This window comes from Microcoleus sp. S13C4 (assembly GCF_036700865.1).
Lineage (GTDB): Bacteria > Cyanobacteriota > Cyanobacteriia > Cyanobacteriales > Microcoleaceae > Microcoleus.
Genome location: NZ_JAUBPS010000013.1, coordinates 87,215 through 107,238 on the forward strand (window position 1 = coordinate 87,215; position 20,024 = coordinate 107,238).

A 20,024-nucleotide genomic window follows, 5' to 3' on the forward strand; every position below is an offset into this window, starting at 1 on the left:
TAACAACAGACAACTAACAACAGACAAAGGACAAAAGATATGGTTAACTGTGTAGTGCGAAATTGGCAAGGCGAAGAAGTTGGGGAAACAACTTTAGAACTGCGCGTAGCCAAAGAAGAAAATGCGTCTCACATCGTTCACAGAGCATTGACGCGGCAACTGAATAACGCCCGTCAAGGAAATGCTTGTACCAAAACTCGATCGGAAGTTAGAGGCGGTGGCCGCAAACCCTGGCGTCAAAAAGGCACCGGCCGAGCCAGAGCAGGTTCTATCCGTTCTCCGCTGTGGCGGGGCGGCGGTGTCATCTTCGGGCCAAAACCGAGAGACTTTGAAGTCAAAATGAACAAAAAGGAACGCCGTCTCGCTTTGCGGACAGCATTCCAAAGTCGCACCGAAGACATCATTGTGGTTGAAGAATTTGCAGAGCAATTTCCGAGACCGAAAAGCAAAGAATTGCTGAGTGCGATCGCCCGCTGGGGTATCGAACCCGATACCAAAGTTCTGTTAATCTTGCCAGAACCGCAACCAAACGTCTACTTATCAGGACGCAACATCGAATTAGTAAACGTCATCTTGGCAACGTCCCTGAATGTTTACGACGTTCTGGCGGCTGACAAAATTATCGTCACATCTACAGCCATAGCTAAAATTCAGGAGATTTACGGTGAGTAAAATCGACCCCCGCGACTACGCAGATTTGATCCAGCGTCCGATTCTCACCGAGAAAGCTACCCGAATGATGGAATTAAATCAATTCACATTCGACGTAGCCCCCAAAGCGACGAAGCCTCAAATCAAAGCTGCAATCGAAGAACTATTTAAGGTTAAAGTCATCGGCGTCAACACCCAAAACCCGCCGCGCAAAAAGCGTCGAGTTGGCAAATTCGTCGGCTTTAAACCTTGTTACAAGCGAGCAACCGTAACTCTGACCGACGGAGACTCGATCCGCAAACTCCTATTCCCAGAAGTTTAGCCAAGTTTGGATTTTAGATTTTAGATTTTAGATTGCGGTTAACTGGTGAAAATACCAAACCCAGAAAGCTAGCAAGTTAACTGATAATCGCAAATCTAAAATCCAAAACCGCCAAGTCCTTGCATCCCAAATCTAAAATCTAAAATCTAAAATCGATTATGGGCATCCGTTCTTACCGACCTTATACCTCCAGCACCCGGGAACAGACAGTCTCGGACTTCGCTGAAATTACCAGATCAGAACCAGAAAAGTCTCTAACCAGCAACAAGCACACCAAACAAGGCCGCAACAACCGAGGCGTCATCACCTGTCGCCACCGGGGAGGCGGTCACAAACGGCTGTATAGAGACATCGACTTCCGCCGCGACAAACACAGCATTCCCGCTACCGTCAAGGCGATCGAATATGACCCCAACCGCAACGCCCGCATCGCCCTCGTGTTCTACAAAGACGGCGAAAAACGGTACATCCTGCACCCGCTCAACTTAAACGTCGGTACAGTAATTGTCTCAGGCCCAGACGCGCCGATCGAAATCGGCAACGCCCTTCCCCTAAAGAACATTCCCCTCGGTACCAGCATCCACAACGTCGAGCTAGTACCAGGTAAAGGCGGGCAAATCGTTCGTTCCGCAGGCTCCAGCGCTCAGCTAATGGCAAAAGAAGGTAGCTACGTCACCCTCAAACTGCCATCCGGTGAACAGCGCAAAGTCCGCGCCGACTGCTACGCGACCATCGGTCAAGTCGGCAACACCGACGCCAGAAACATCAGCCTCGGCAAAGCAGGCCGCACCCGATGGAAAGGTCGCAGACCCACCGTTCGCGGTAGCGTCATGAACCCGGTAGACCACCCGCACGGCGGTGGCGAAGGCAGAGCTCCTATTGGACGTCCGGGGCCTGTCACTCCTTGGGGTAAACCAGCATTGGGTGCAAAAACTCGACGCAAAAACAAGCGCAGCGACGCTTTAATCGTCCGGCGCCGCCGCAAAGCTTCCAAGCGCGGCAAGGGCGGCAGACAAAGTTAGTCAGGAGTCTTGAGTCGGCCGTTGTTAATTGCTAACTACTGACTGAGGACTGATGACTGCTGAAAGCTGAAAGCTGACTAATGACTCCTGAATCACTAAAAAAATCATGTCTCGATCTCTAAAAAAAGGCCCGTTTGTCGCAGATAATCTGATGACAAAAATCGAAAAACTCAACGCCGCCGGCCAAAAACAAGTAATTAAAACTTGGTCACGCTCTTCCACAATCCTGCCCCAAATGGTAGGCCACACCATTGCCGTTCACAACGGCAGACAGCACGTACCCGTCTACCTCACAGACCAAATGGTAGGCCACAAACTCGGAGAATTTTCCCCCACTCGTACCTTTAGAGGTCACGCTAAAAGTGGTGATAGAAAGACAAGTAAAAAATAGCCTAATTAGGTGACAGGTAATAGGTGATCGGAAAAACTTTTTACCAATTACCAATTACCTTTTCCCCAATTACCAACTACCAATTACCAAAATCGAAATGGCTATAGATACCACATCCGAAATTAAGGCGATCGCCCGTTACATACGGACATCCCCCTTCAAAGTGCGTCGAGTGCTCGACCAAATTCGCGGCAAAAGCTATCAAGAAGCGCTGATTTTACTCGAATTCATGCCCTACCGCGCCTGCGAACCAATTGTCAAAGTTTTGCGATCGGCAGTAGCCAACGCCGAACACAACGCAGGATTGGATAAATCCAAGCTAGTAGTTTCTCAAGCTTACGCAGACCAAGGCCCAGTCCTCAAACGCTTTAGACCCCGCGCTCAAGGTCGCGCCTACCAAATCCGCAAGCCAACCTGTCACATTACCGTAGTAGTAGCTCCGCTCGTAGAAAACTAAACCAGGGAAAAACGTAATAGGTAATAAACAGCTTAAAGTTGAAAAAAATTGGTAATCACCAATTACCAATTACCAGTTACCAATTACCAAATACCAATTAACTCATCAACTATTATGGGCCAAAAAATACATCCAATTGGTTTTCGTCTCGGCATTACCCAAGAGCACCGCTCTCGCTGGTTTGCTGATCCCAAAAACTATCCAGAACTCTTGCAAGAAGACTATAAAATTCGCAAGTACGTTCGTAAAACCCTCAGCAATGCTGGCATTTCCTCGGTCAAAATCGAGCGGAAAGCCGATCAAATCGACCTAGAAGTGTTCACCGCCAGACCAGGCGTTGTCGTAGGTCGCGGCGGAGCAGGCATCGAAACCTTGCGCGTCGGTTTGCAGCAGCAACTCGGTAGCAACCGCCAAATCCGCATCAACGTCGTCGAAGTCCAGCGAGTAGACGCCGATGCCACACTGATCGCGGAATACATTGCTCAGCAACTAGAACGGCGCGTATCCTTCCGCCGAGTCGTCCGCCAAGCCATCACCCGCGCTCAAAAAGTCGGCATCCAAGGCATCAAAATTCAAGTCAGCGGACGCCTCAACGGCGCAGAAATCGCCCGTACCGAATGGACGCGCGAAGGAAGAGTCCCGTTGCACACGCTGCGGGCCGACATCGACTACTCCTACTGCACCGCTCAAACAATCTACGGCATTCTCGGCATTAAAGTTTGGGTTTTCAAAGGCGAAATTATTCCCGGACAGGAACAGGAGGCTGCACCAAATGCAGCAGTGCCCCGGACTAAACAAAAGCGCCGTCGCCAGAACTTTGAAGATCGATCGAACGAAGGCTAGCTAATTGTTAACTGTTAGTTGTCACTTGTTAAGTGTGAGTTGTTCCAAACCAATTAGCAATTAGCAATCACCAATTATCAATTATCAATTACCAATTACCCAACTCCCAAAGCCATGTTAAGCCCTAAAAGAACGAAATTCCGCAAACAACAGCGCGGGCGAATGAGCGGTATTGCCACCCGCGGCAACACAGTTAGCTTTGGCGACTTCGCGCTACAAGCTATCGAACCCGCCTGGATCACTTCCCGCCAAATAGAAGCCGGACGCCGCGCCATGACCCGCTACATCCGCCGGGGTGGCAAAATCTGGATTCGCATTTTTCCCGACAAACCAGTAACTCAGCGCGCAGCCGAAACCCGGATGGGTTCTGGTAAAGGCGCACCTGAGTTTTGGGTTGCCGTGGTCAAACCGGGCCGGGTAATGTTTGAAATTGGCGGCGTAAGTGAAGAAACTGCCCGCGAAGCAATGCGTTTGGCATCTTTCAAATTACCAATTAAAACCAAGTTCATCACTCGCGAAGAAGACCAGTCATAGCGAAGAGCGAAGGTAGAATTAGGTCTGTATTAATCAGCATTTTAAACGGCTACAGCAATTTAAAATCTGGCTTTCATAACTTTTCTTTCCTTCGACCTTCAGCCTAAGAGACAATTCTGTCTTCTGTCATACCGCTCGCTAACGAGAAAGCACACAATTATGTCTTTGACCAAGATTAAAGAAGCTAGAGAATTAAGCGATGCTGCAGTAGCAGAGCAAATTTTAGCCGTCAAGCGCCAACTAATGGAATTGCGGCTTCAGCAAGCTACCGGTCGCATGGAAAAGCCTCACCTGTTCAAGCACGCCAAACACCGGCTAGCTCAATTGATGACAGTTGAACGCGAGCGCCAAATCGTTGCTGAGAAAGAAGCTGCAGCAAAATTAGCCGCATCTAAAGAGGTAGCACAGCCTGCTCCCACCGCAGCAGCCGAGCCGACGATCGCACAGTAGCTAAAAAAAAGTCAATTGCACAACAAAAATAGGTAGCTATGGCAATTAAAGAACGAGTTGGCGTAGTAGTCAGCGACAAGATGGATAAAACCGTCGTGGTAGCAATCGAAAACCGCTCCTCCCACACCAAATACGGCAAAATCGTAGTCCGCACCAAGCGCTACAAAGCTCATGACGAAGAAAATCAGTGCAAATCCGGCGATCGCGTCCGCATCACTGAAACTCGCCCACTAAGCAAAACCAAACGCTGGACGGTTGCTGAGATTTTTGGGACAAAAAACGGCTAACAGTTAATTGCGACATCCCGATCTCCTGATCGAAAATTAACAATCCACTAGCAGTCAAAAGTCAACAGTCAACAGTTAACACTCAACAGTTAACACTCAACAATCACCATGATTCAACCCCAGACATACCTCAATGTCGCCGACAATAGCGGAGCCCGCAAACTGATGTGCATCCGTGTATTAGGAGGCGGCAACCGCCGCTACGGCGGAGTCGGCGATGTCATCATTGCCGTCGTCAAAGACGCCATCCCCAACATGGCAGTCAAAAAATCAGATGTCGTTCGGGCTGTCATTGTCAGAACCCGCAAAGGCCTGCGCCGCGACAGTGGCATGAGCATTCGTTTTGACGATAACGCCGCCGTTATTATCAACGTAGACGGCAACCCCAAAGGCACTCGCGTCTTCGGCCCCGTAGCCCGCGAATTGCGCGACAAAAACTTTACTAAAATCGTTTCCTTAGCCCCGGAGGTACTTTAAAATGTACGGAAAAAAGGGTAAACCAACTAGCGAACCGCAGCGCTACAGAATGCACGTCAAAGCAGGCGACACCGTGCAAATAATTACTGGCAAAGAGAAAGGAAAAGTCGGAGAAATCTTAAAGACATATCCTAAAGTCAGCAAAGTAGTTGTTAAAGGTGTAAACATCAGAACCAAGCACGTCAAGCCCCAGCAAGAGGGAGAGTCGGGAAAAATACTTACGTTTGAGGCTCCCATTCACAGCTCAAATGTTATGCACTATTCCGAAAAAGAAAAAATAGCTAGCCGCGTTTGCTATACATTTAGCGAAGACGGCCGGAAACTGCGACAACTCAAAAAAACCGGAGAAATCCTCGATAATTAGTCATTAGTCATTAGTCATTAGCTGACCAATGCTTTCCTGACAACAGACAACTGTCAACTGACAAAGAACAATTCCCTGACCAAGCCCAGGGACAGTTAACGAAACACAAAAACTATGCCGGACAAACTCAAGGTTCTTTATCAAGGAAAAATCGTTCCCACACTGATGGATCAGTTTAAATATACTAATATCCATCAGGTTCCCAAACTCGTCAAAGTCACAGTGAACCGCGGTTTGGGAGAAGCATCTCAAAACGCTAAGGCACTGGATTCGTCGATCAACGAAATTGGAATCATCACCGGGCAAAAACCAGTGGTGACGCGGGCGAAAAAAGCGATCGCAGGCTTCAAAATCCGCAAAGGAGTACCCGTCGGCGTTATGGTGACGCTGCGCGGCGATCGGATGTACGATTTTCTCGATCGGCTGATCAACCTCGCACTCCCCCGAATCCGCGACTTCCGCGGCATCAGCCCCAAAAGCTTCGACGGGCGCGGCAACTACAGCTTGGGTCTGAGAGAACAGCTAATTTTTCCAGAAATAGAATATGACCGCATCGATCAAATTCGAGGCATGGACATTTCAATTATCACCACAGCAAACACCGACGAAGAAGGACGCGCCTTGCTTAAAGAAATGGGAATGCCGTTCCGGGACAACTAAGCACTAGAGTAAGAAGCAAAAGATGGCAGCTAACGATACCATAGCAGATATGTTGACGCGCATTCGCAATTCTTGCATGGCGCGCCACCAAACAACGCAAATTCCAGCTACAAAAATGACCCGCAGCATCGCCCAAGTCCTCAAAAGTGAAGGCTTTATCGGCGAATTTGAAGAAGCAGAAGCAGAAGGGATCAACCGACATTTAGTGCTTTCTCTAAAGTACAAAGGTAAAACTCGCAAGCCCATTATCACGGCACTTAAGCGAGTCAGCAAACCAGGACTGCGCGTTTACTCGAACCGTAAAGAATTGCCCAGAGTGTTAGGCGGAATTGGCATAGCCATTATTTCCACCTCCAGTGGCATTATGACGGATAGAGAAGCTCGACGCCAAGGTTTGGGCGGTGAAGTGCTTTGTTATGTTTGGTAGTCATTAGTCATTAGTCATTAGTCGCTGGTCGTTGGCAACAGACTCCAAAATCAATCACTAAGGACTAATAACTAAAGACTAATAATCAAGGACTAATAACTAAAAACAAAGGACAAAAAACTATGTCGCGAATTGGCAAGCGTCCGATTAGCATTCCCAATAAAGTCACCATCACCCTAGACGGTCAAAAAGTAGCCGTCAAAGGCCCTAAAGGTGAACTTTCCCGAGTTATCCCAGCCGAAATCCTCATGGGAATTGAAGGCGAGACTTTACTCGTTACCCGCCGAGACGAATCTCGCGTCGCCAGACAACTGCACGGCTTGTGCCGCACCCTAGTCGCCAACATGGTCGAAGGTGTATCCCAAGGTTTTCAGCGGCGCCTCGAAATTATCGGCACAGGTTATCGGGCACAGGTTCAAGGACGGAACCTGATTTTAAACGTCGGTTACAGCAAACCCGTTGAAATGCCCCCTCCAGAAGGCATCACAATGGCAGTTGAAGGCAACACCAACGTCATTGTCTCCGGCATTGACAAAGAACTCGTAGGCAATACAGCAGCCCGCATCCGCGCAGTGCGTCCGCCCGAAGTCTATAAAGGCAAAGGCATTCGCTACAGCGGCGAAGTCGTCCGGCGCAAAGCTGGTAAAACAGGCAAAACAGGTAAGAAGTAACAATGAAGCTTACTCGCAAAGAATCAGTCCAGCGCAGACACCGCCGTGTTCGGCGCAAGGTGTTCGGCACCGCCGAACGTCCCAGACTAGCGGTATTTCGCTCGGAGCAGCACATCTACGCTCAAGTAATCGACGACACCGCCCAGCACACTTTGGCCGCCGCGTCAACCCTCGATCCCGAATTGAAGTCAACTCTCAGTTCTGGCGGCAACTGCTCTGCGAGCGTGCAAGTCGGTCAGTTGATTGCCAAACGCTGTTCCAGCGCTGGCATAGTCAAAGTCGTATTCGATCGCGGGGGCAACCTCTATCACGGTCGCGTTAAAGCCCTCGCAGAAGCAGCTCGCGAAGCCGGGTTAGACTTCTAGAGGGGGTAATGGGTAGCGGGTAATGAGTAATTAAAAAGTAAAAAGTCAAAAGTTGAAAGTGAAAAGGCAAAATCCAGATTTCTTCTATTTTTACTTTTTACTCAAACAATTACCAATTGCCGATCGCCTTTCACCAATTACTAATTCCCACAGGACAAAACTATGGCAGAACAAAAAGAACAGCGCAACAAGAAAAAAAGCAGCAACAACAAAACACGCGAAAAAGAATCCGAATGGCAAGAACGGGTCGTTCAGATCCGGCGCGTTACTAAAGTAGTCAAAGGCGGTAAAAAACTTAGCTTCCGCGCCATAGTCATTATCGGCAACGAACGCGGTCAAGTTGGAGTAGGAGTCGGCAAAGCTAGCGACGTAATCGGTGCCGTTAAAAAAGGCGTCGCTGACGGCAAAAAGCACCTAATTGAAGTCCCCCTCACCAAATCTAACTCCATCCCTCACCCCATCAACGGTGACGGTGGCGGAGCTAAAGTGATGATGCGGCCGGCCGCTCCGGGAACCGGGGTAATTGCAGGGGGAGCAGTGCGAACTGTTCTCGAACTAGCAGGAGTCCGCAACATCCTAGCCAAACAGCTAGGTTCGGGAAATCCTTTGAACAACGCCCGAGCAGCAGTCAACGCCCTCTCCACCCTCCGCACCTTATCCGAAGTTGCTCAAGAGCGCGGAATTCCAGTAGAAAACCTCTACGGTTAAGGACTAGGGAACGGGACGAAGTGTAAGTTTTGAGTATTAAGTATTGAGTTTTGAATAAAAAAAATTCATTCCTCAAAACTCAAAACTCAAAACTACCAATTACCAATTACCAATTACCAATTACCAACTACCAAAACTATGAGATTGCAAGATGCCCGACCAAAAGCGGGTTCCACAAAACGCCCTCGTCGCTTGGGCAGAGGTATTTCTGCCGGTCAAGGCGCGAGTTCCGGTAAAGGGATGCGCGGTCAAAAATCTAGAGCCGGTAGCGGCACTAGACCGGGTTTTGAAGGAGGTCAAAATCCTCTCTACCGCCGTCTCCCCAAGTTGAAAAGCTTCCCGATGGTGAACCGGAAAGAGTACACTACCATTAATGTAAGTAAATTAGCATCGCTGCCAGCAAACACAGAAGTTACTCTCACCTCTTTGATCCAAGCAAAAATTGTCACCACAGACGACGGGCCGCTGAAAATCTTAGGAGATGGTGAACTGAATGTACCTTTGCAAGTGCGCGCCTCGGCTTTTACCGCAGGTGCTCGTACCAAAATTGAAGAGGCAGGCGGAAGTTGCGAATTAGTTGCGTGAAGATTTGAGGTTTGAGAGTCTGTCCAAATCTCAAATCCTCAAGCTTGCTATCAGAAAATGATTTAGTCGAAAATCCCAAATCTAAAATCCCAAATCGTAACTATGGACGTTAGTAGAGAGAAAGCGCCAACTGCACAAGAGACGTTCATGCAGATGGCTCAAGCTGCTGGTTTGCGAGGCCGCATCCTCGTAACCATTGGCTTACTGATTTTAGTACGCCTGGGTGTCCACTTGCCAGTCCCCGGTATCGATCGAGTCGCCTTTGCCCAAAACGTCCAAAATAGCCCTTTAATTGGCTTTCTGGACTTGTTCTCAGGAGGTGGCTTGTCAGCTTTGGGGATTTTCGCGTTGGGGATTTTGCCCTACATTAATGCTTCAATTATTGTGCAACTTCTAACTGCGGCTCTGCCAAGTTTAGAAGAATTGCAGAAAAATGAAGGAGAAGCAGGGCGACGCAAGATTTCTCAAATAACTCGCTACGTTTCTTTGGGCTGGGCAATTCTGCAAAGTGTTGGCATTGCGATTTGGGTCAGCCCTTTTGCTCAATCTCCAGCGCCTTTATTCATAGCACAAACTGCTTTGGCTCTGACAGCCGGCTCAATGTTTGTGATGTGGATATCGGAAGTGGTGACGGAACGAGGTATCGGGAACGGAGCGTCGCTGCTGATTTTTATCAATATTGTGTCGGTATTGCCGCGCTCTTTGGGACAAACTTTTGAATTGGCTCAAAGTGGGGACACGCAAGTTGTCGGCCGCGTAGTCGTTCTGCTGCTGGTCTTTTTGGTAACGATTGTCGGGATTGTTTTTGTTCAGGAAGGTACTCGCCGCATTCCGATTATTTCTGCCCGTCGCCAAGTCGGCCGCAAAGTTTATCGGGAGAGCCGGAGTTATCTGCCCCTGCGCTTGAATCAAGGCGGAGTGATGCCGATTATTTTTGCATCTTCGGTGTTGATTGTGCCTTCTTTCCTCGCTCAGTCTCTCAATAACCCGTTTTTGGTTCAAGTTGCTAATGTTTTAAGTCCGAACGGGCCTGCCCCTTGGGCTTACGCGCTGTTTTATCTGACTTTGATTCTGTTCTTCAGCTATTTCTACGCTTCGTTGATTGTCAACCCCGTAGATATGTCTCAGAACTTGAAGAAAATGGGCGCCAGCATTCCTGGAATTCGTCCGGGTCAGAAAACCAGCGATTATGTGGAGAAGGTTTTGAACCGTTTGACTTTCTTGGGAGCGATATTTCTCGGTCTGGTGGCCATTGTACCAACTGCTGTAGAAAGCGCGATCGGGGTGCAAACTTTTAGAGGTTTTGGTGCAACTTCCCTACTGATTTTAGTAGGTGTCGCGATCGAAACTGCTAAGCAAATTCAAACTTACGTCATCTCCCAACGATATGAAGGAATGGTTAAGTAATCGCAATGCACTTGATTTTTATGGGTCCTCCAGGGGCAGGAAAGGGAACTCAGGCTCAGCTTTTAGCAGCTCTCTGGAAAATACCCCACATTTCTACCGGTGACATCCTGCGCGCCTGCGTAGTTGCCAAAACTGACTTGGGTCAAAAGGCACAATCCTACATGGATCGCGGAGAGTTGGTTCCTGACGAGTTATTGATGGATATCGTGCAAGAACGAATGAATCAACCAGATGCTACTGCTGGCTGGATTCTGGATGGCTTTCCCCGCACAGTCCCACAGGCAGCGTTTTTTGACAAACTGCTCTGCAATGTTGGCGGTGGGGGAAGTTCGTCGGGAAAGGACTGCGATCTCAGAGCTGTCAATTTGGACGTTCCTGACAATATTTTGGTGGCTCGCCTGTTGTCGCGAGGTCGCCAGGATGACAATGAGGAAACGATCCGTCGCCGATTGCAAGTTTATCGCGAGCAAACTGAACCTTTAATTGAGTTTTACAGAAACCGCGAACAGTTAGTTGCGATTGATGGCGATCGACCGATGGAATTAGTCACCGCAGAACTGCAACAAACTCTCTCGGGCGACTCTTGAACCCTCTCAATACAGCTTGTTACTCACAAGCTTTTGCTAAGATATGTTAACTAGGAGCTTTTTGTGCTATCAGGTTTTGTGAGGGTTGCTAGAGACCGGATTGAACTCCAGACTAATTGCCACAGCTTTACTCAAGTAAAGCTAAAGCAAGCGGTTGGTTGAGTCAAGAAGTTGATCGACTCGCCCTAATTATTGCCCTCCGTTCCCGTTCCACTCCTACCAGTAAATAGGTGTTGAGGTAAACAGCGGGACACTCCTAGTTAATCAAATGTAGAGTTGAGGTAAATACCAAATTGTCTAAGCAAGATTTAATTGAAATGGAAGGGACAGTGACGGAATCCCTGCCTAATGCGATGTTTCGCGTTGACCTAGATAATGGGTTTAACGTGTTAGCTCACATTTCCGGCAAGATCCGCCGCAACTACATCAAAATTCTGCCTGGCGATCGCGTCAAAGTCGAATTGACTCCCTACGACTTGACCAAAGGCAGGATTACTTATCGCCTTCGGAAAAAATAGGCTTAGATAAAACTTTCTAAAAACTAATTCTAAGTTTAATTTAGAGAGAATTTGGTAAAAAGCTTCAAATTTATGCTATAATGCTACGTTTGTAGTGTTGCCGAGAAGGGCGTCAACAACCCACCGGTGTACCGGGTTAAGTCATTGTTACACCGTCAAAGTATCGCTCGCCAAAACTCTGGCGCAGGCGAACTTTACCCAGCAATGGGAGTGGGTGCAAGCGGGCTCCTTCATGAAACAACCCGCACTTTATACAATTTAATCGAGGAGAGGCCTACACCTTGCCCAGCCTCTCCTCCCACCGATCTACGGGCAGTCCCAGCGTGCCTGCTCTCCGGTAGATCGGGGTTCTCCAGGCAGGAAGAAAGATGAAAGTTCGAGCATCTGTCAAAAAAATTTGTGAGAAATGTCGCGTCATCCGCCGTCGCGGTCGAGTGATGGTGATATGCACTAACCCGAAACACAAACAGCGCCAAGGTTAGAAAAAAAGAAGATTGGGCAATGCACGCAGGTGCATCCTAATTGAACATTGTAGCCAAACAGGAAAACTAGGGAGACAAAAAGTGTGGCACGGATTGCCGGGGTAGACCTTCCACGCGATAAGCGCGTCGAAATAGGTCTGACATACATTTACGGAATAGGCTTGTCGCGGGCCCAAAAAATAATCGCTGCAACAGGCGTAAATCCTGACACTCGCGTCAAGGATTTAACAGAGGCCGACGTGACAGCTCTGCGGGCTCATGTAGAAACCACATACCAAATCGAAGGAGACCTCCGGCGCTGGGAGTCAATGAACATCAAGCGCCTGATGGACATCGGAACTTATCGCGGTCGGCGTCACCGTTTGGGTCTGCCGGTCCGGGGACAACGAACCCGTACCAATGCCAGAACCCGTCGTGGCGTCCGCCGAACAGTTGCGGGCAAGAAAAAGGCACCTTCCAAGAAGTAATATCTTTTTGGGAAAAATACGCTGGGGGCTGCTGGCTCCTAGCGCTTCGGGACATTAGTTGAGAGAAACGTTAAAGAGACTAATATGGCGCGACCACAAACAGGCAAGAAATCTGGTGCAAAAAAGCAGAAACGGAATGTACCCAATGGGGTAGGCTACATCCAGTCTACCTTTAACAACACGATTGTAACTATTACCGACCTCAACGGCGAAGTGATATCCTGGGCATCGGCAGGTTCCAGCGGTTTTAAAGGAGCTAAGAAGGGAACTCCCTTTGCAGCTCAAACAGCAGCAGAAAGTGCTGCCCGCAGAGCCAATGACCAAGGGATGCGCCAAATAGAAGTAATGGTGAGCGGACCCGGAGCAGGTCGAGAAACTGCTATTCGGGCGCTGCAAGGGGCGGGACTGGAAATTACCCTGATTAGAGATGTTACCCCAATTCCTCACAACGGCTGTCGCCCTCCCAAGCGGCGTAGAGTCTAAAACGATTTGAGATTTTAGATTTTAGATTTTGGATAATGGCTAACTGCTTAAAGTCAAAAACTAATGGTTCTAACTGTTGCCCCGTCCATCCAAAATCCGAAATCCATTCAGGGGTATGCTCTGCAATCTAAAATCCAAAATCAAAAATCCACAGTGGAAAAGGGAGGTCACTCCGTGGCGCAGTTTCAAATTGAATGTATAGAGTCTAACACTGACAAAGACCGGAGTCAGTACGGAAAATTCGTCCTGGAACCGCTCGATCGCGGTCAGGGAACAACTGTGGGGAATGCGCTGAGGCGAGTTCTGCTTTCAAACTTAGAAGGAACGGCAGTAACTTCAGTCCGAATCGCGGGCGTCAATCACGAGTTTGCCACGATCGAAGGGGTACGTGAGGATGTTCTAGAAATTCTCCTGAACATGAAAGAGGTCGTCCTCAAAACTCATTCTCAGCAACCGCAAATCGGCAGGTTGCGGATTGAGGGGCCCGTCACCGTTACGGCCGATCGATTCGATTTGCCCTCTGAGGTGGAATTGATTGATCGATCCCAGTACATTGCAACTCTCTCCCCCGGCTCAGTTCTGGAAATGGAATTCAGAATTGAAAAAGGCATCGGATACCGAGCAGTAGACCGCAGTCGCGATGATGGGTCAGCTTTGGATTTTCTCCAAATTGACGCCATCTTTATGCCGATTCGCAGAGTCAACTACAGCGTTGAAGATGCTAGGGTAGGCGGCACGGTCGAGAAAGACCGGCTGATTATGGAAATCTGGACTGATGGCAGCGTGACTCCTCAAGAAGCTTTGAGTCAATCTGCCCACATCCTGGTAGATTTATTTGCACCTCTCAAAGACATCACCCAAGATTCTCTCAAACCAGAGTATCCAGGTGAAGCCGATCCTACCAGCCAAATTCCGATCGAAGAATTGCAGTTGTCCGTCCGGGCTTACAACTGTCTCAAGCGAGCTCAGATCAACTCAGTTGCAGACTTATTGGATTATACCCAAGAAGACTTGCTCGAGATCAAGAATTTCGGGCAGAAGTCCGCAGAAGAAGTGATTGAAGCTTTACAAAAACGCTTGGGCATTACCTTGCCACAGGAAAAATCAGCTAAAAGTTAATCAACGGGTAACGGGTAAAAAAGTTTTACATCTTCAGTGAGTGAGTTCTTAAGAACCAAGAATTCACCCTCCGAGTTCGCAGACTATCTATCCCGGCGCCCCATTACCAATTACCAATTACCAACTGCCATGCGTCACCGCTGTCGCGTTCCCCAACTCAGCAAACCGGCTGACCAGCGCCGCGCCCTACTGCGCTCGCTGACCACCGAATTAATCCGCCACGGTAAAATAACTACCACTCTCGCCCGCGCCAAAGCGCTGCGCTCAGAGGCGGACAGGATGATTACCCTGGCAAAAGATGGCTCCTTGGCCGCTCGCCGCCAAGCTATGGGCTATATCTACGACAAACAGTTAGTACACGCCTTGTTTGAGGCGGCACAAGAACGGTACGGCTCGCGCAACGGGGGCTACACCCGCGTAGTACGAACTGTCCCCCGTCAAGGAGACAATTCCGAAATGGCGATAGTTGAACTGGTTTAATTCAATTTTGGGTTGGAGATTTGTGATTTATGACTGACAATCCAAAATCCCCAATCGAAAATCCCCAATCGATACAGCGCGTTGCTCTGGTGATCCAATACCTCGGCACTAACTTTCACGGTTGGCAGCGACAGCCGAACCAGCGTACAGTACAAGAAGAAATTGAAACAGCAATATCGACTGTTCTGGAACGCCCGGTAACGCTGCACGCTGCCGGGAGAACGGATGCGGGAGTTCACGCCGCTGCTCAAGTAGCCCATTTTGACGCCCAAGGTCCAATTCCGGCTCACCGCTGGGCAAGCGTTCTCAACTCTCGACTGGCAAAAGATATTTTAATTCGAGCTTCGGCAAAGGTGGAACCTACCTGGCACGCTCGGTTCTCAGCCAGTTGGCGGCGCTATCGCTACACCCTTTATACAGACCCGACCCCTAATTTGTTTGTGCGTCCTTTTGCTTGGCACTGCTATCACACCCCTGTGGATGAATCTTTGATTCAGACAGCTTTGACACCGCTAATCGGGCGGCATCACCTGGCTGCTTTCCACCGCGCGGGGTCTGCCCGCCCCCATTCCTGGGTGGACGTGCAAGCGGCCGAGTGTCAGCGTTCTGGGCCTCTTATCTATATTGAGGTTCAGGCGAGCGGGTTTCTGTACGGGATGATGCGGCTGCTGGTGGGGTTGCTGGTGCAGGTGGGTCGCGGGGAAAGGCCGATCGACAATTTCACCGATATCTGGGTCAACGAACGCCGAGAAATGGTAAAATATGCCGCTCCCGCTCAAGGTTTGTGCCTGCTGCGGGTGGGCTATTCAGAATTTCCCTTTCCCCCAGATGTCTGGTACGACACTCAGCCAAAATTAGTCATTAGTCATTAGTCATTAGTCATTAGTCATTAGGTAACTACTAATAAAAAACTAAGGACAACTAACAATTAAAAACTGACAACTGACAAGTGACAACTGACAACTAACAACAGTTAACAGTTAATAGACAACTAACCACAAACAATGAACAAAACTTACGTCCCTACTCAAGACTCCCTAGAGCACAAGTGGTACGTGGTCGATGCCGCCGACCAGCGGCTGGGCCGTCTGGCAACTGAAGTTGCCATGTACCTCCGGGGGAAACACAAACCGACTTACACTCCTTCTATGGATACCGGCGACTTCGTAATAGTCATCAATGCTGACAAAATCGCTGTTACTGGCAAAAAACGCACCCAGAAAATCTACCGCCGCCATTCTGGAAGACCGGGTGGCATGAAAACAGAAACTTTTGCCAAATTGCAAGCACGTTTGCCCGAAAGAATTGTCGAAGAAGCTATACGAGGAATGCTGCCTCACACTTCTCTGGGCAGACAACTGTTTACTAAACTGAAGGTGTACGCTGGCCCTAACCACCCGCACCAAGCTCAAAAACCAGAAGAATTAATTGTTCACACGATTCCCGGAGGAAATGAGTAATGCAAGCAACAGATACATCCGGTCGCGCTGTGTACTGGGGTACCGGCCGCCGCAAGCGTTCCGTAGCGCGGGTGCGCTTGGTTCCCGGCACTGGCATACTGACTGTCAATGGTAAAGAGGGGGATTTGTACCTGCAATTCAACCCTACTTATTTGGCTCTCGCTAAGGCCCCTCTGGAAACTTTGGGTCTGGAAAATGAGTACGACATTTTGGTAAAAGTCGAAGGCGGTGGCTTGACAGGTCAGGCTGACTCGATTCGCTTGGGTGTCGCTAGAGCACTTTGTCAATTAGACCCGGACAACCGCAAGCCTCTGAAGACTGAGGGCTATTTGACTCGCGACCCGCGGGCCAAAGAACGGAAAAAGTACGGTTTGCGGAAAGCTCGCAAAGCTCCTCAATACTCGAAGCGGTAATCGAGGTTCGGCAGCGGATTGTGTAACGGATGTAACGGATGTAACGGATAGAAGGAAGAGGGAAGAAGGCAAAATTATCCAGATTCTATCTTCCTTTTTTTTCAAGTCTATTTGCTATGGACGATCGCTGGTTCCAACAGATATAAGGCAAAATTGGTGCTGTTGTTGGTGTACAAGTCCTGCGGCAGCTAAAATGGTTGTAAAGTCAAAAATTAGAGAGTAAAAAACAATGGCAAAAGATGGCATTCACCCTGAGTGGTATCCTGAAGCTCAGGTTTATTGCAACGGGGAACACGTGATGACGGTTGGTTCTACTAGAGCCAAACTGCAAGTTGATGTTTGGTCTGGGAATCATCCTTTTTATACTGGCACTCAGAAGATTATTGATACTGAAGGTCGTGTGGAGCGCTTTATGCGGAAATACGGCATGACCGAGGTAGAAATGCCGAAGGCAGATGCTTCCTCTGGACCGCTGAAAATGGAAGACCCGAAAGCAGATGCTTCTAAGGCTGCTGGTAAAGGCAAAAAGAAGAAGTAGCCGGATTGTCATTTGTCCGCAGTTTGTTGAGAGTAGTTTTTGCTAGCGACAACTTACCGCCCTCGGATTTTAGATTTTAGATTGAAGACTTCGCTATGCAGGCAGTAGAGTTTGATCGACATTCTATCCTAACTGCTCTTGAGTTCTAAAATCTAAAATCTAAAATCTAAAATCTAAAATCGATCCGCCCTCGGATTGGAGAGTTTAGATTGAAGACTTGCTAAGCAGGCAGTAGATTTCGATCGAGTAGAGTTCGATCGAGATTCTATCCCAACTGTTCTTCAAATCTAAAATCTAAAATCTAAAATCTAAAATCTAAAATCGATTGACAAAGGACAACTGACAATGGCTGAATCTTATTTGCTGGATAAATTGAAGTCGGTAGAGCAAACTTTTAATGAGTTGACTCGCCGCATGGCTGACCCGGATGTCGCTAGGGACAATCAAGAGTTTCAACGGGTAGCGAAAGCTCGATCGTCCTTGGAGGAAGTGGTCGATACTTTTGCTCTGTGGAAAACCACTCAGGAAGATTTGGTGGGCGCGCGACAGGTTCTCAAGGAAGCAGCGGGCGATCGAGAAATGCAGCAAATGGCTGCGCTGGAAGTTGAGGAACTTGAGTCTAAACTGGAGAGTTTGGAAAGTCGTTTGAAGGTTTTGCTGCTGCCGCGCGACCCGAATGATGACAAGAATATTATGCTGGAAATTCGAGCGGGTACTGGCGGAGATGAGGCTAGTATTTGGGCGGGAGATTTGCTGCGCCTGTATTCCCGTTACGCTCAAACTCAAGGCTGGCAGGTGAAGTTGGTGAGCGAGTCGCTGGCGGAAATGGGCGGCTTTAAAGAGGTGATTCTGGAAATTACAGGCGACAGCGTTTACAGCAAGCTGAAGTTTGAGGCTGGAGTACACCGGGTGCAGCGCGTGCCTGTGACTGAGGCTGGCGGCCGGGTGCATACTTCGACGGCGACGGTGGCTGTGATGCCGGAGGTTGATGATGTGGAGATTCACATCGATCCGAAGGATATTGAGATGAGTACGGCTCGATCGGGCGGCGCTGGCGGCCAAAACGTGAACAAGGTGGAAACTGCTGCGGATTTGTTTCACAAGCCGACGGGAATTCGGATTTTCTGTACTGAGGAGCGCAGTCAGTTGCAGAATAAGGAGCGGGCAATGCAGATTTTGCGGGCTAAGCTCTATGAGATGAAGTTGCGGGAGCAGCAGGATGAGGTGAAGTCGCGGCGTTTGGCTCAGGTTGGTACTGGTTCGCGATCGGAAAAAATTCGCACTTACAACTATAAGGACAATAGGGCTACCGACCACCGTTTGGGGGAAAATTTCTCGCTCAATAGTGTTTTGGAAGGAGATATTGAGGGGATTATTCAAACTTGCATTTCTCAGGACCAGCAGGAACGTTTGGCTGAGTTGGCTGCTTCTACTAATTGATGGAGTGATGGGGGGCTAGGCGCATTGTTTGCTCAGCCTCAGTTCCCTTGTTACGCGGGAGATCTGGTTGAGTAGGGCTTCCCAAATTGCATCGGCGATCGCCACTGGATATTTGAAATGTTCGAGGTCGTATTGTACAATGACTTCTAGCGGTGCTAGGATTTGCTGGTTTCGACAACTGGCAATTGCTGCGATCGCCTCTTGTTGCCATCTGGCAAATAGTCTGTAGCTGAAAAAGGAACTGCATTTTTGTGCTTTCTTGTTCAGGTAAACAACTATTACTTGATGTTGTTTGGGGTAAACTTTGAGTATGCGGTTGACGTGCATTCTCAGGGCTTCGGCGGCTTCTGTTTTGGAGATTTGCCAGCACTGGGGTTTTAGCCAACCGGAGGCTGTAAGGCTTTGACGGGTGTGGCTGGGCTGGTGAGTTTTTAGATTGCGTCTCTTGGTCATTTTTACTTTCCCTGATGTCTGTCTTCGGTTTCAAAGTTCGATCGGGCTGTCCCCTTATGTTGGGTTCCTCGCTCAGAACCATTTGTTTAGCGACTCCTTGGGCCTATCAAAACTTAACTTGTAATTATTAGTTTACTTGCAATTATTTTCTGTGTCAAGTTTAATTATGAATTGCAAGTGGAAAATTTAGGAGTTGGGAAGTAAACTGAGTTATGTGGGATTAAGTAGTGACGGCAGTTGTGAACGCAGAAGCTAAGAAAAAATTGATCGAGATTGTCAAACTAGCTCGCGGTTCGATGAGTCAGCGGGCATTCGGCAAGCTTCTGGGCGTCTCTGCGACTGCGGTTCAGTTGTGGGAAAAAGGTCAGAGCATCCCAGATACAGAAAATTTGGCTCAGATTGCTGTGAGGGCGGGGTTTACACTTGAAGAGCTGCTGGCTCATTTGGAAGGCAAACCCATGCGTGAACCGGTAGATACTAACGATCTGCTGAAAAAAATTCAATGTATACCAATTAGTGAGTTAGCCGTGGTTGGTAGAGCCGTGATGGATAGACTCGCGGCGGCGGCTGAGTCGTCTGGGAAATATAGTTGATATATCACTTCGTAAGTAGACTGGTAGATACGGTTGAGTAACCTTCGAGTCGTGAACATCCAAAATAGACAAAAACTTAGCGAAATCATCAAAACTGCTTGCGGAACAATGAGTCAGCGAGCGTTTGGTAAGCTTTTGGGCGTTTCCGCTACCGCTGTTCAGCTTTGGGAAAGGGGCGATACGGTTCCTGATACTGAAAACTTGGCTAAGCTCGCTGCGAGAGCTGGTTATTCGGTGGAAGAACTTCTGAGATTTTTGGATGGGAAGCCAGTTTCAGATCCGTTAGATATTCACTGTAGTTTAGACTAACTAAAGATGAGAACGGTGGCTTTCAGAAGAACTAGAGCCACCGCGCCGGGAGAGAATGAGG

The 20,024-nt window shown here is 48.7% G+C and carries 33 protein-coding genes; 32 read left to right on the forward strand and 1 reads right to left on the reverse strand.

Annotated elements, in window-relative coordinates; all coding sequences use genetic code 11:
• The first annotated feature begins 39 nt into the window (after window positions 1-39).
• The 30 genes from rplD (at window position 40) to prfA (ending at window position 18,608) form a co-directional block, all read left to right on the forward strand.
• Window positions 40-672, forward strand: coding sequence for a 50S ribosomal protein L4 (rplD, locus tag QT996_RS08250; protein ID WP_190657994.1), 633 nt, complete (start codon window positions 40-42; stop codon window positions 670-672).
• Window positions 665-973, forward strand: coding sequence for a 50S ribosomal protein L23 (locus QT996_RS08255; protein ID WP_006634999.1), 309 nt, complete (start codon window positions 665-667; stop codon window positions 971-973). The genes rplD and QT996_RS08255 overlap by 8 nt, the downstream gene beginning before the upstream one ends.
• Window positions 974-1,131: 158 nt before the next feature.
• Window positions 1,132-1,995 carry a 50S ribosomal protein L2 gene (rplB, locus tag QT996_RS08260; RefSeq protein WP_333045754.1) on the forward strand — a complete coding sequence of 288 codons (864 nt, stop codon included), beginning with the start codon at window positions 1,132-1,134 and terminating at the stop codon, window positions 1,993-1,995.
• A 106-nt stretch (window positions 1,996-2,101) separates the two neighbouring features.
• Window positions 2,102-2,386, forward strand: coding sequence for a 30S ribosomal protein S19 (gene rpsS / locus QT996_RS08265; protein ID WP_333045755.1), 285 nt, complete (start codon window positions 2,102-2,104; stop codon window positions 2,384-2,386).
• Between the two features lie 97 nt (window positions 2,387-2,483).
• Window positions 2,484-2,843, forward strand: coding sequence for a 50S ribosomal protein L22 (gene rplV, locus QT996_RS08270; protein WP_190657986.1), 360 nt, complete (start codon window positions 2,484-2,486; stop codon window positions 2,841-2,843).
• A 114-nt stretch (window positions 2,844-2,957) separates the two neighbouring features.
• Entirely contained in the window at window positions 2,958-3,686 is a 729-nt protein-coding gene (gene rpsC / locus QT996_RS08275; RefSeq protein WP_006634995.1) for a 30S ribosomal protein S3, read from the forward strand.
• A 114-nt stretch (window positions 3,687-3,800) separates the two neighbouring features.
• Window positions 3,801-4,220, forward strand: a complete 420-nt coding sequence (gene rplP / locus QT996_RS08280; RefSeq protein ID WP_333045757.1) for a 50S ribosomal protein L16 — start codon at window positions 3,801-3,803, stop codon at window positions 4,218-4,220.
• A 159-nt stretch (window positions 4,221-4,379) separates the two neighbouring features.
• On the forward strand, window positions 4,380-4,670 hold the full coding sequence (gene rpmC / locus QT996_RS08285; RefSeq protein WP_333045758.1) for a 50S ribosomal protein L29: 291 nt from the start codon (window positions 4,380-4,382) through the stop codon (window positions 4,668-4,670).
• 38 nt (window positions 4,671-4,708) lie between these two features.
• A complete protein-coding gene (rpsQ, locus tag QT996_RS08290; RefSeq protein ID WP_006634992.1) occupies window positions 4,709-4,957 on the forward strand; it encodes a 30S ribosomal protein S17 in 249 nt (82 codons plus the stop codon).
• 108 nt (window positions 4,958-5,065) lie between these two features.
• Entirely contained in the window at window positions 5,066-5,434 is a 369-nt protein-coding gene (gene rplN / locus QT996_RS08295; protein ID WP_006634991.1) for a 50S ribosomal protein L14, read from the forward strand.
• Between the two features lies 1 nt (window position 5,435).
• Entirely contained in the window at window positions 5,436-5,798 is a 363-nt protein-coding gene (gene rplX / locus QT996_RS08300; RefSeq protein ID WP_333045759.1) for a 50S ribosomal protein L24, read from the forward strand.
• Window positions 5,799-5,912: 114 nt separating this feature from the next.
• Window positions 5,913-6,458: a 50S ribosomal protein L5 gene (gene rplE / locus QT996_RS08305; protein ID WP_006634989.1), complete on the forward strand. Its 546-nt coding sequence runs from the start codon at window positions 5,913-5,915 to the stop codon at window positions 6,456-6,458.
• A gap of 22 nt (window positions 6,459-6,480) precedes the next feature.
• A complete protein-coding gene (gene rpsH / locus QT996_RS08310; RefSeq protein WP_006634988.1) occupies window positions 6,481-6,885 on the forward strand; it encodes a 30S ribosomal protein S8 in 405 nt (134 codons plus the stop codon).
• A gap of 122 nt (window positions 6,886-7,007) precedes the next feature.
• Complete coding sequence (gene rplF / locus QT996_RS08315) at window positions 7,008-7,556, forward strand: 50S ribosomal protein L6 (RefSeq protein WP_190737229.1); 549 nt, start codon at window positions 7,008-7,010, stop codon at window positions 7,554-7,556.
• A gap of 2 nt (window positions 7,557-7,558) precedes the next feature.
• The gene (gene rplR / locus QT996_RS08320; protein WP_333039624.1) at window positions 7,559-7,921 is read left to right on the forward strand and encodes a 50S ribosomal protein L18; all 363 of its coding nucleotides are present in this window, start codon (window positions 7,559-7,561) and stop codon (window positions 7,919-7,921) included.
• A 162-nt stretch (window positions 7,922-8,083) separates the two neighbouring features.
• Window positions 8,084-8,629 carry a 30S ribosomal protein S5 gene (rpsE, locus tag QT996_RS08325; protein WP_006634985.1) on the forward strand — a complete coding sequence of 182 codons (546 nt, stop codon included), beginning with the start codon at window positions 8,084-8,086 and terminating at the stop codon, window positions 8,627-8,629.
• Window positions 8,630-8,767: 138 nt separating this feature from the next.
• Entirely contained in the window at window positions 8,768-9,214 is a 447-nt protein-coding gene (gene rplO / locus QT996_RS08330; RefSeq protein WP_333045764.1) for a 50S ribosomal protein L15, read from the forward strand.
• A 102-nt stretch (window positions 9,215-9,316) separates the two neighbouring features.
• On the forward strand, window positions 9,317-10,621 hold the full coding sequence (secY, locus tag QT996_RS08335; protein ID WP_333045766.1) for a preprotein translocase subunit SecY: 1,305 nt from the start codon (window positions 9,317-9,319) through the stop codon (window positions 10,619-10,621).
• 5 nt (window positions 10,622-10,626) lie between these two features.
• The gene (locus QT996_RS08340) at window positions 10,627-11,208 is read left to right on the forward strand and encodes an adenylate kinase (protein WP_333045767.1); all 582 of its coding nucleotides are present in this window, start codon (window positions 10,627-10,629) and stop codon (window positions 11,206-11,208) included.
• A gap of 293 nt (window positions 11,209-11,501) precedes the next feature.
• Window positions 11,502-11,726 (forward strand): translation initiation factor IF-1, encoded by a 225-nt coding sequence (gene infA / locus QT996_RS08345; protein ID WP_006276978.1) that lies wholly within the window; start codon window positions 11,502-11,504, stop codon window positions 11,724-11,726.
• Between the two features lie 368 nt (window positions 11,727-12,094).
• The gene (gene rpmJ / locus QT996_RS08350; RefSeq protein ID WP_015178722.1) at window positions 12,095-12,208 is read left to right on the forward strand and encodes a 50S ribosomal protein L36; all 114 of its coding nucleotides are present in this window, start codon (window positions 12,095-12,097) and stop codon (window positions 12,206-12,208) included.
• Between the two features lie 83 nt (window positions 12,209-12,291).
• Entirely contained in the window at window positions 12,292-12,675 is a 384-nt protein-coding gene (gene rpsM, locus QT996_RS08355) for a 30S ribosomal protein S13 (RefSeq protein WP_006634981.1), read from the forward strand.
• A gap of 84 nt (window positions 12,676-12,759) precedes the next feature.
• Window positions 12,760-13,158: a 30S ribosomal protein S11 gene (rpsK, locus tag QT996_RS08360; RefSeq protein ID WP_332978136.1), complete on the forward strand. Its 399-nt coding sequence runs from the start codon at window positions 12,760-12,762 to the stop codon at window positions 13,156-13,158.
• A gap of 174 nt (window positions 13,159-13,332) precedes the next feature.
• Entirely contained in the window at window positions 13,333-14,277 is a 945-nt protein-coding gene (locus QT996_RS08365; RefSeq protein ID WP_332958426.1) for a DNA-directed RNA polymerase subunit alpha, read from the forward strand.
• Window positions 14,278-14,406: 129 nt separating this feature from the next.
• The gene (gene rplQ / locus QT996_RS08370; RefSeq protein WP_242719721.1) at window positions 14,407-14,757 is read left to right on the forward strand and encodes a 50S ribosomal protein L17; all 351 of its coding nucleotides are present in this window, start codon (window positions 14,407-14,409) and stop codon (window positions 14,755-14,757) included.
• Between the two features lie 29 nt (window positions 14,758-14,786).
• A complete protein-coding gene (truA, locus tag QT996_RS08375; RefSeq protein ID WP_333045768.1) occupies window positions 14,787-15,629 on the forward strand; it encodes a tRNA pseudouridine(38-40) synthase TruA in 843 nt (280 codons plus the stop codon).
• 132 nt (window positions 15,630-15,761) lie between these two features.
• Entirely contained in the window at window positions 15,762-16,217 is a 456-nt protein-coding gene (gene rplM / locus QT996_RS08380; RefSeq protein WP_015178725.1) for a 50S ribosomal protein L13, read from the forward strand.
• Complete coding sequence (gene rpsI / locus QT996_RS08385) at window positions 16,217-16,630, forward strand: 30S ribosomal protein S9 (protein WP_006634975.1); 414 nt, start codon at window positions 16,217-16,219, stop codon at window positions 16,628-16,630. Before rplM ends, rpsI begins: the two co-directional genes overlap by 1 nt.
• Window positions 16,631-16,859: 229 nt before the next feature.
• The gene (rpmE, locus tag QT996_RS08390) at window positions 16,860-17,168 is read left to right on the forward strand and encodes a 50S ribosomal protein L31 (RefSeq protein ID WP_333045769.1); all 309 of its coding nucleotides are present in this window, start codon (window positions 16,860-16,862) and stop codon (window positions 17,166-17,168) included.
• A gap of 345 nt (window positions 17,169-17,513) precedes the next feature.
• Window positions 17,514-18,608: a peptide chain release factor 1 gene (gene prfA / locus QT996_RS08395; protein WP_333045772.1), complete on the forward strand. Its 1,095-nt coding sequence runs from the start codon at window positions 17,514-17,516 to the stop codon at window positions 18,606-18,608.
• Between the two features lie 15 nt (window positions 18,609-18,623).
• Here the strand turns inward: prfA and QT996_RS08400 are convergent, their stop codons facing one another.
• On the reverse strand, window positions 18,624-19,061 hold the full coding sequence (locus tag QT996_RS08400) for a hypothetical protein (RefSeq protein WP_333045773.1): 438 nt from the start codon (window positions 19,059-19,061) through the stop codon (window positions 18,624-18,626).
• A gap of 227 nt (window positions 19,062-19,288) precedes the next feature.
• On the opposite strand from QT996_RS08400, the gene QT996_RS08405 reads away from it, so the two are divergent.
• Window positions 19,289-19,654 carry a helix-turn-helix domain-containing protein gene (locus QT996_RS08405; protein WP_006634971.1) on the forward strand — a complete coding sequence of 122 codons (366 nt, stop codon included), beginning with the start codon at window positions 19,289-19,291 and terminating at the stop codon, window positions 19,652-19,654.
• 51 nt (window positions 19,655-19,705) lie between these two features.
• Window positions 19,706-19,963, forward strand: coding sequence for a helix-turn-helix transcriptional regulator (locus QT996_RS08410; RefSeq protein ID WP_333045776.1), 258 nt, complete (start codon window positions 19,706-19,708; stop codon window positions 19,961-19,963).
• Window positions 19,964-20,024 lie beyond the last annotated feature (61 nt).

Coding starts and splice junctions, on each gene's coding strand:
- rplD (WP_190657994.1), top strand. CDS start 40: ATGGTTAACTGTGTAGTGCGAAATTGGCAAGGCGAAGAAGTTGGGGAA.
- rplB (WP_333045754.1), top strand. CDS start 1,132: ATGGGCATCCGTTCTTACCGACCTTATACCTCCAGCACCCGGGAACAG.
- rpsS (WP_333045755.1), top strand. CDS start 2,102: ATGTCTCGATCTCTAAAAAAAGGCCCGTTTGTCGCAGATAATCTGATG.
- rplV (WP_190657986.1), top strand. CDS start 2,484: ATGGCTATAGATACCACATCCGAAATTAAGGCGATCGCCCGTTACATA.
- rpsC (WP_006634995.1), top strand. CDS start 2,958: ATGGGCCAAAAAATACATCCAATTGGTTTTCGTCTCGGCATTACCCAA.
- rplP (WP_333045757.1), top strand. CDS start 3,801: ATGTTAAGCCCTAAAAGAACGAAATTCCGCAAACAACAGCGCGGGCGA.
- rpmC (WP_333045758.1), top strand. CDS start 4,380: ATGTCTTTGACCAAGATTAAAGAAGCTAGAGAATTAAGCGATGCTGCA.
- rpsQ (WP_006634992.1), top strand. CDS start 4,709: ATGGCAATTAAAGAACGAGTTGGCGTAGTAGTCAGCGACAAGATGGAT.
- rplN (WP_006634991.1), top strand. CDS start 5,066: ATGATTCAACCCCAGACATACCTCAATGTCGCCGACAATAGCGGAGCC.
- rplX (WP_333045759.1), top strand. CDS start 5,436: ATGTACGGAAAAAAGGGTAAACCAACTAGCGAACCGCAGCGCTACAGA.
- rplE (WP_006634989.1), top strand. CDS start 5,913: ATGCCGGACAAACTCAAGGTTCTTTATCAAGGAAAAATCGTTCCCACA.
- rpsH (WP_006634988.1), top strand. CDS start 6,481: ATGGCAGCTAACGATACCATAGCAGATATGTTGACGCGCATTCGCAAT.
- rplF (WP_190737229.1), top strand. CDS start 7,008: ATGTCGCGAATTGGCAAGCGTCCGATTAGCATTCCCAATAAAGTCACC.
- rplR (WP_333039624.1), top strand. CDS start 7,559: ATGAAGCTTACTCGCAAAGAATCAGTCCAGCGCAGACACCGCCGTGTT.
- rpsE (WP_006634985.1), top strand. CDS start 8,084: ATGGCAGAACAAAAAGAACAGCGCAACAAGAAAAAAAGCAGCAACAAC.
- rplO (WP_333045764.1), top strand. CDS start 8,768: ATGAGATTGCAAGATGCCCGACCAAAAGCGGGTTCCACAAAACGCCCT.
- secY (WP_333045766.1), top strand. CDS start 9,317: ATGGACGTTAGTAGAGAGAAAGCGCCAACTGCACAAGAGACGTTCATG.
- QT996_RS08340 (WP_333045767.1), top strand. CDS start 10,627: ATGCACTTGATTTTTATGGGTCCTCCAGGGGCAGGAAAGGGAACTCAG.
- rpmJ (WP_015178722.1), top strand. CDS start 12,095: ATGAAAGTTCGAGCATCTGTCAAAAAAATTTGTGAGAAATGTCGCGTC.
- rpsK (WP_332978136.1), top strand. CDS start 12,760: ATGGCGCGACCACAAACAGGCAAGAAATCTGGTGCAAAAAAGCAGAAA.
- rplQ (WP_242719721.1), top strand. CDS start 14,407: ATGCGTCACCGCTGTCGCGTTCCCCAACTCAGCAAACCGGCTGACCAG.
- truA (WP_333045768.1), top strand. CDS start 14,787: ATGACTGACAATCCAAAATCCCCAATCGAAAATCCCCAATCGATACAG.
- rplM (WP_015178725.1), top strand. CDS start 15,762: ATGAACAAAACTTACGTCCCTACTCAAGACTCCCTAGAGCACAAGTGG.
- rpsI (WP_006634975.1), top strand. CDS start 16,217: ATGCAAGCAACAGATACATCCGGTCGCGCTGTGTACTGGGGTACCGGC.
- rpmE (WP_333045769.1), top strand. CDS start 16,860: ATGGCAAAAGATGGCATTCACCCTGAGTGGTATCCTGAAGCTCAGGTT.
- prfA (WP_333045772.1), top strand. CDS start 17,514: ATGGCTGAATCTTATTTGCTGGATAAATTGAAGTCGGTAGAGCAAACT.
- QT996_RS08400 (WP_333045773.1), bottom strand. CDS start 19,061: ATGACCAAGAGACGCAATCTAAAAACTCACCAGCCCAGCCACACCCGT.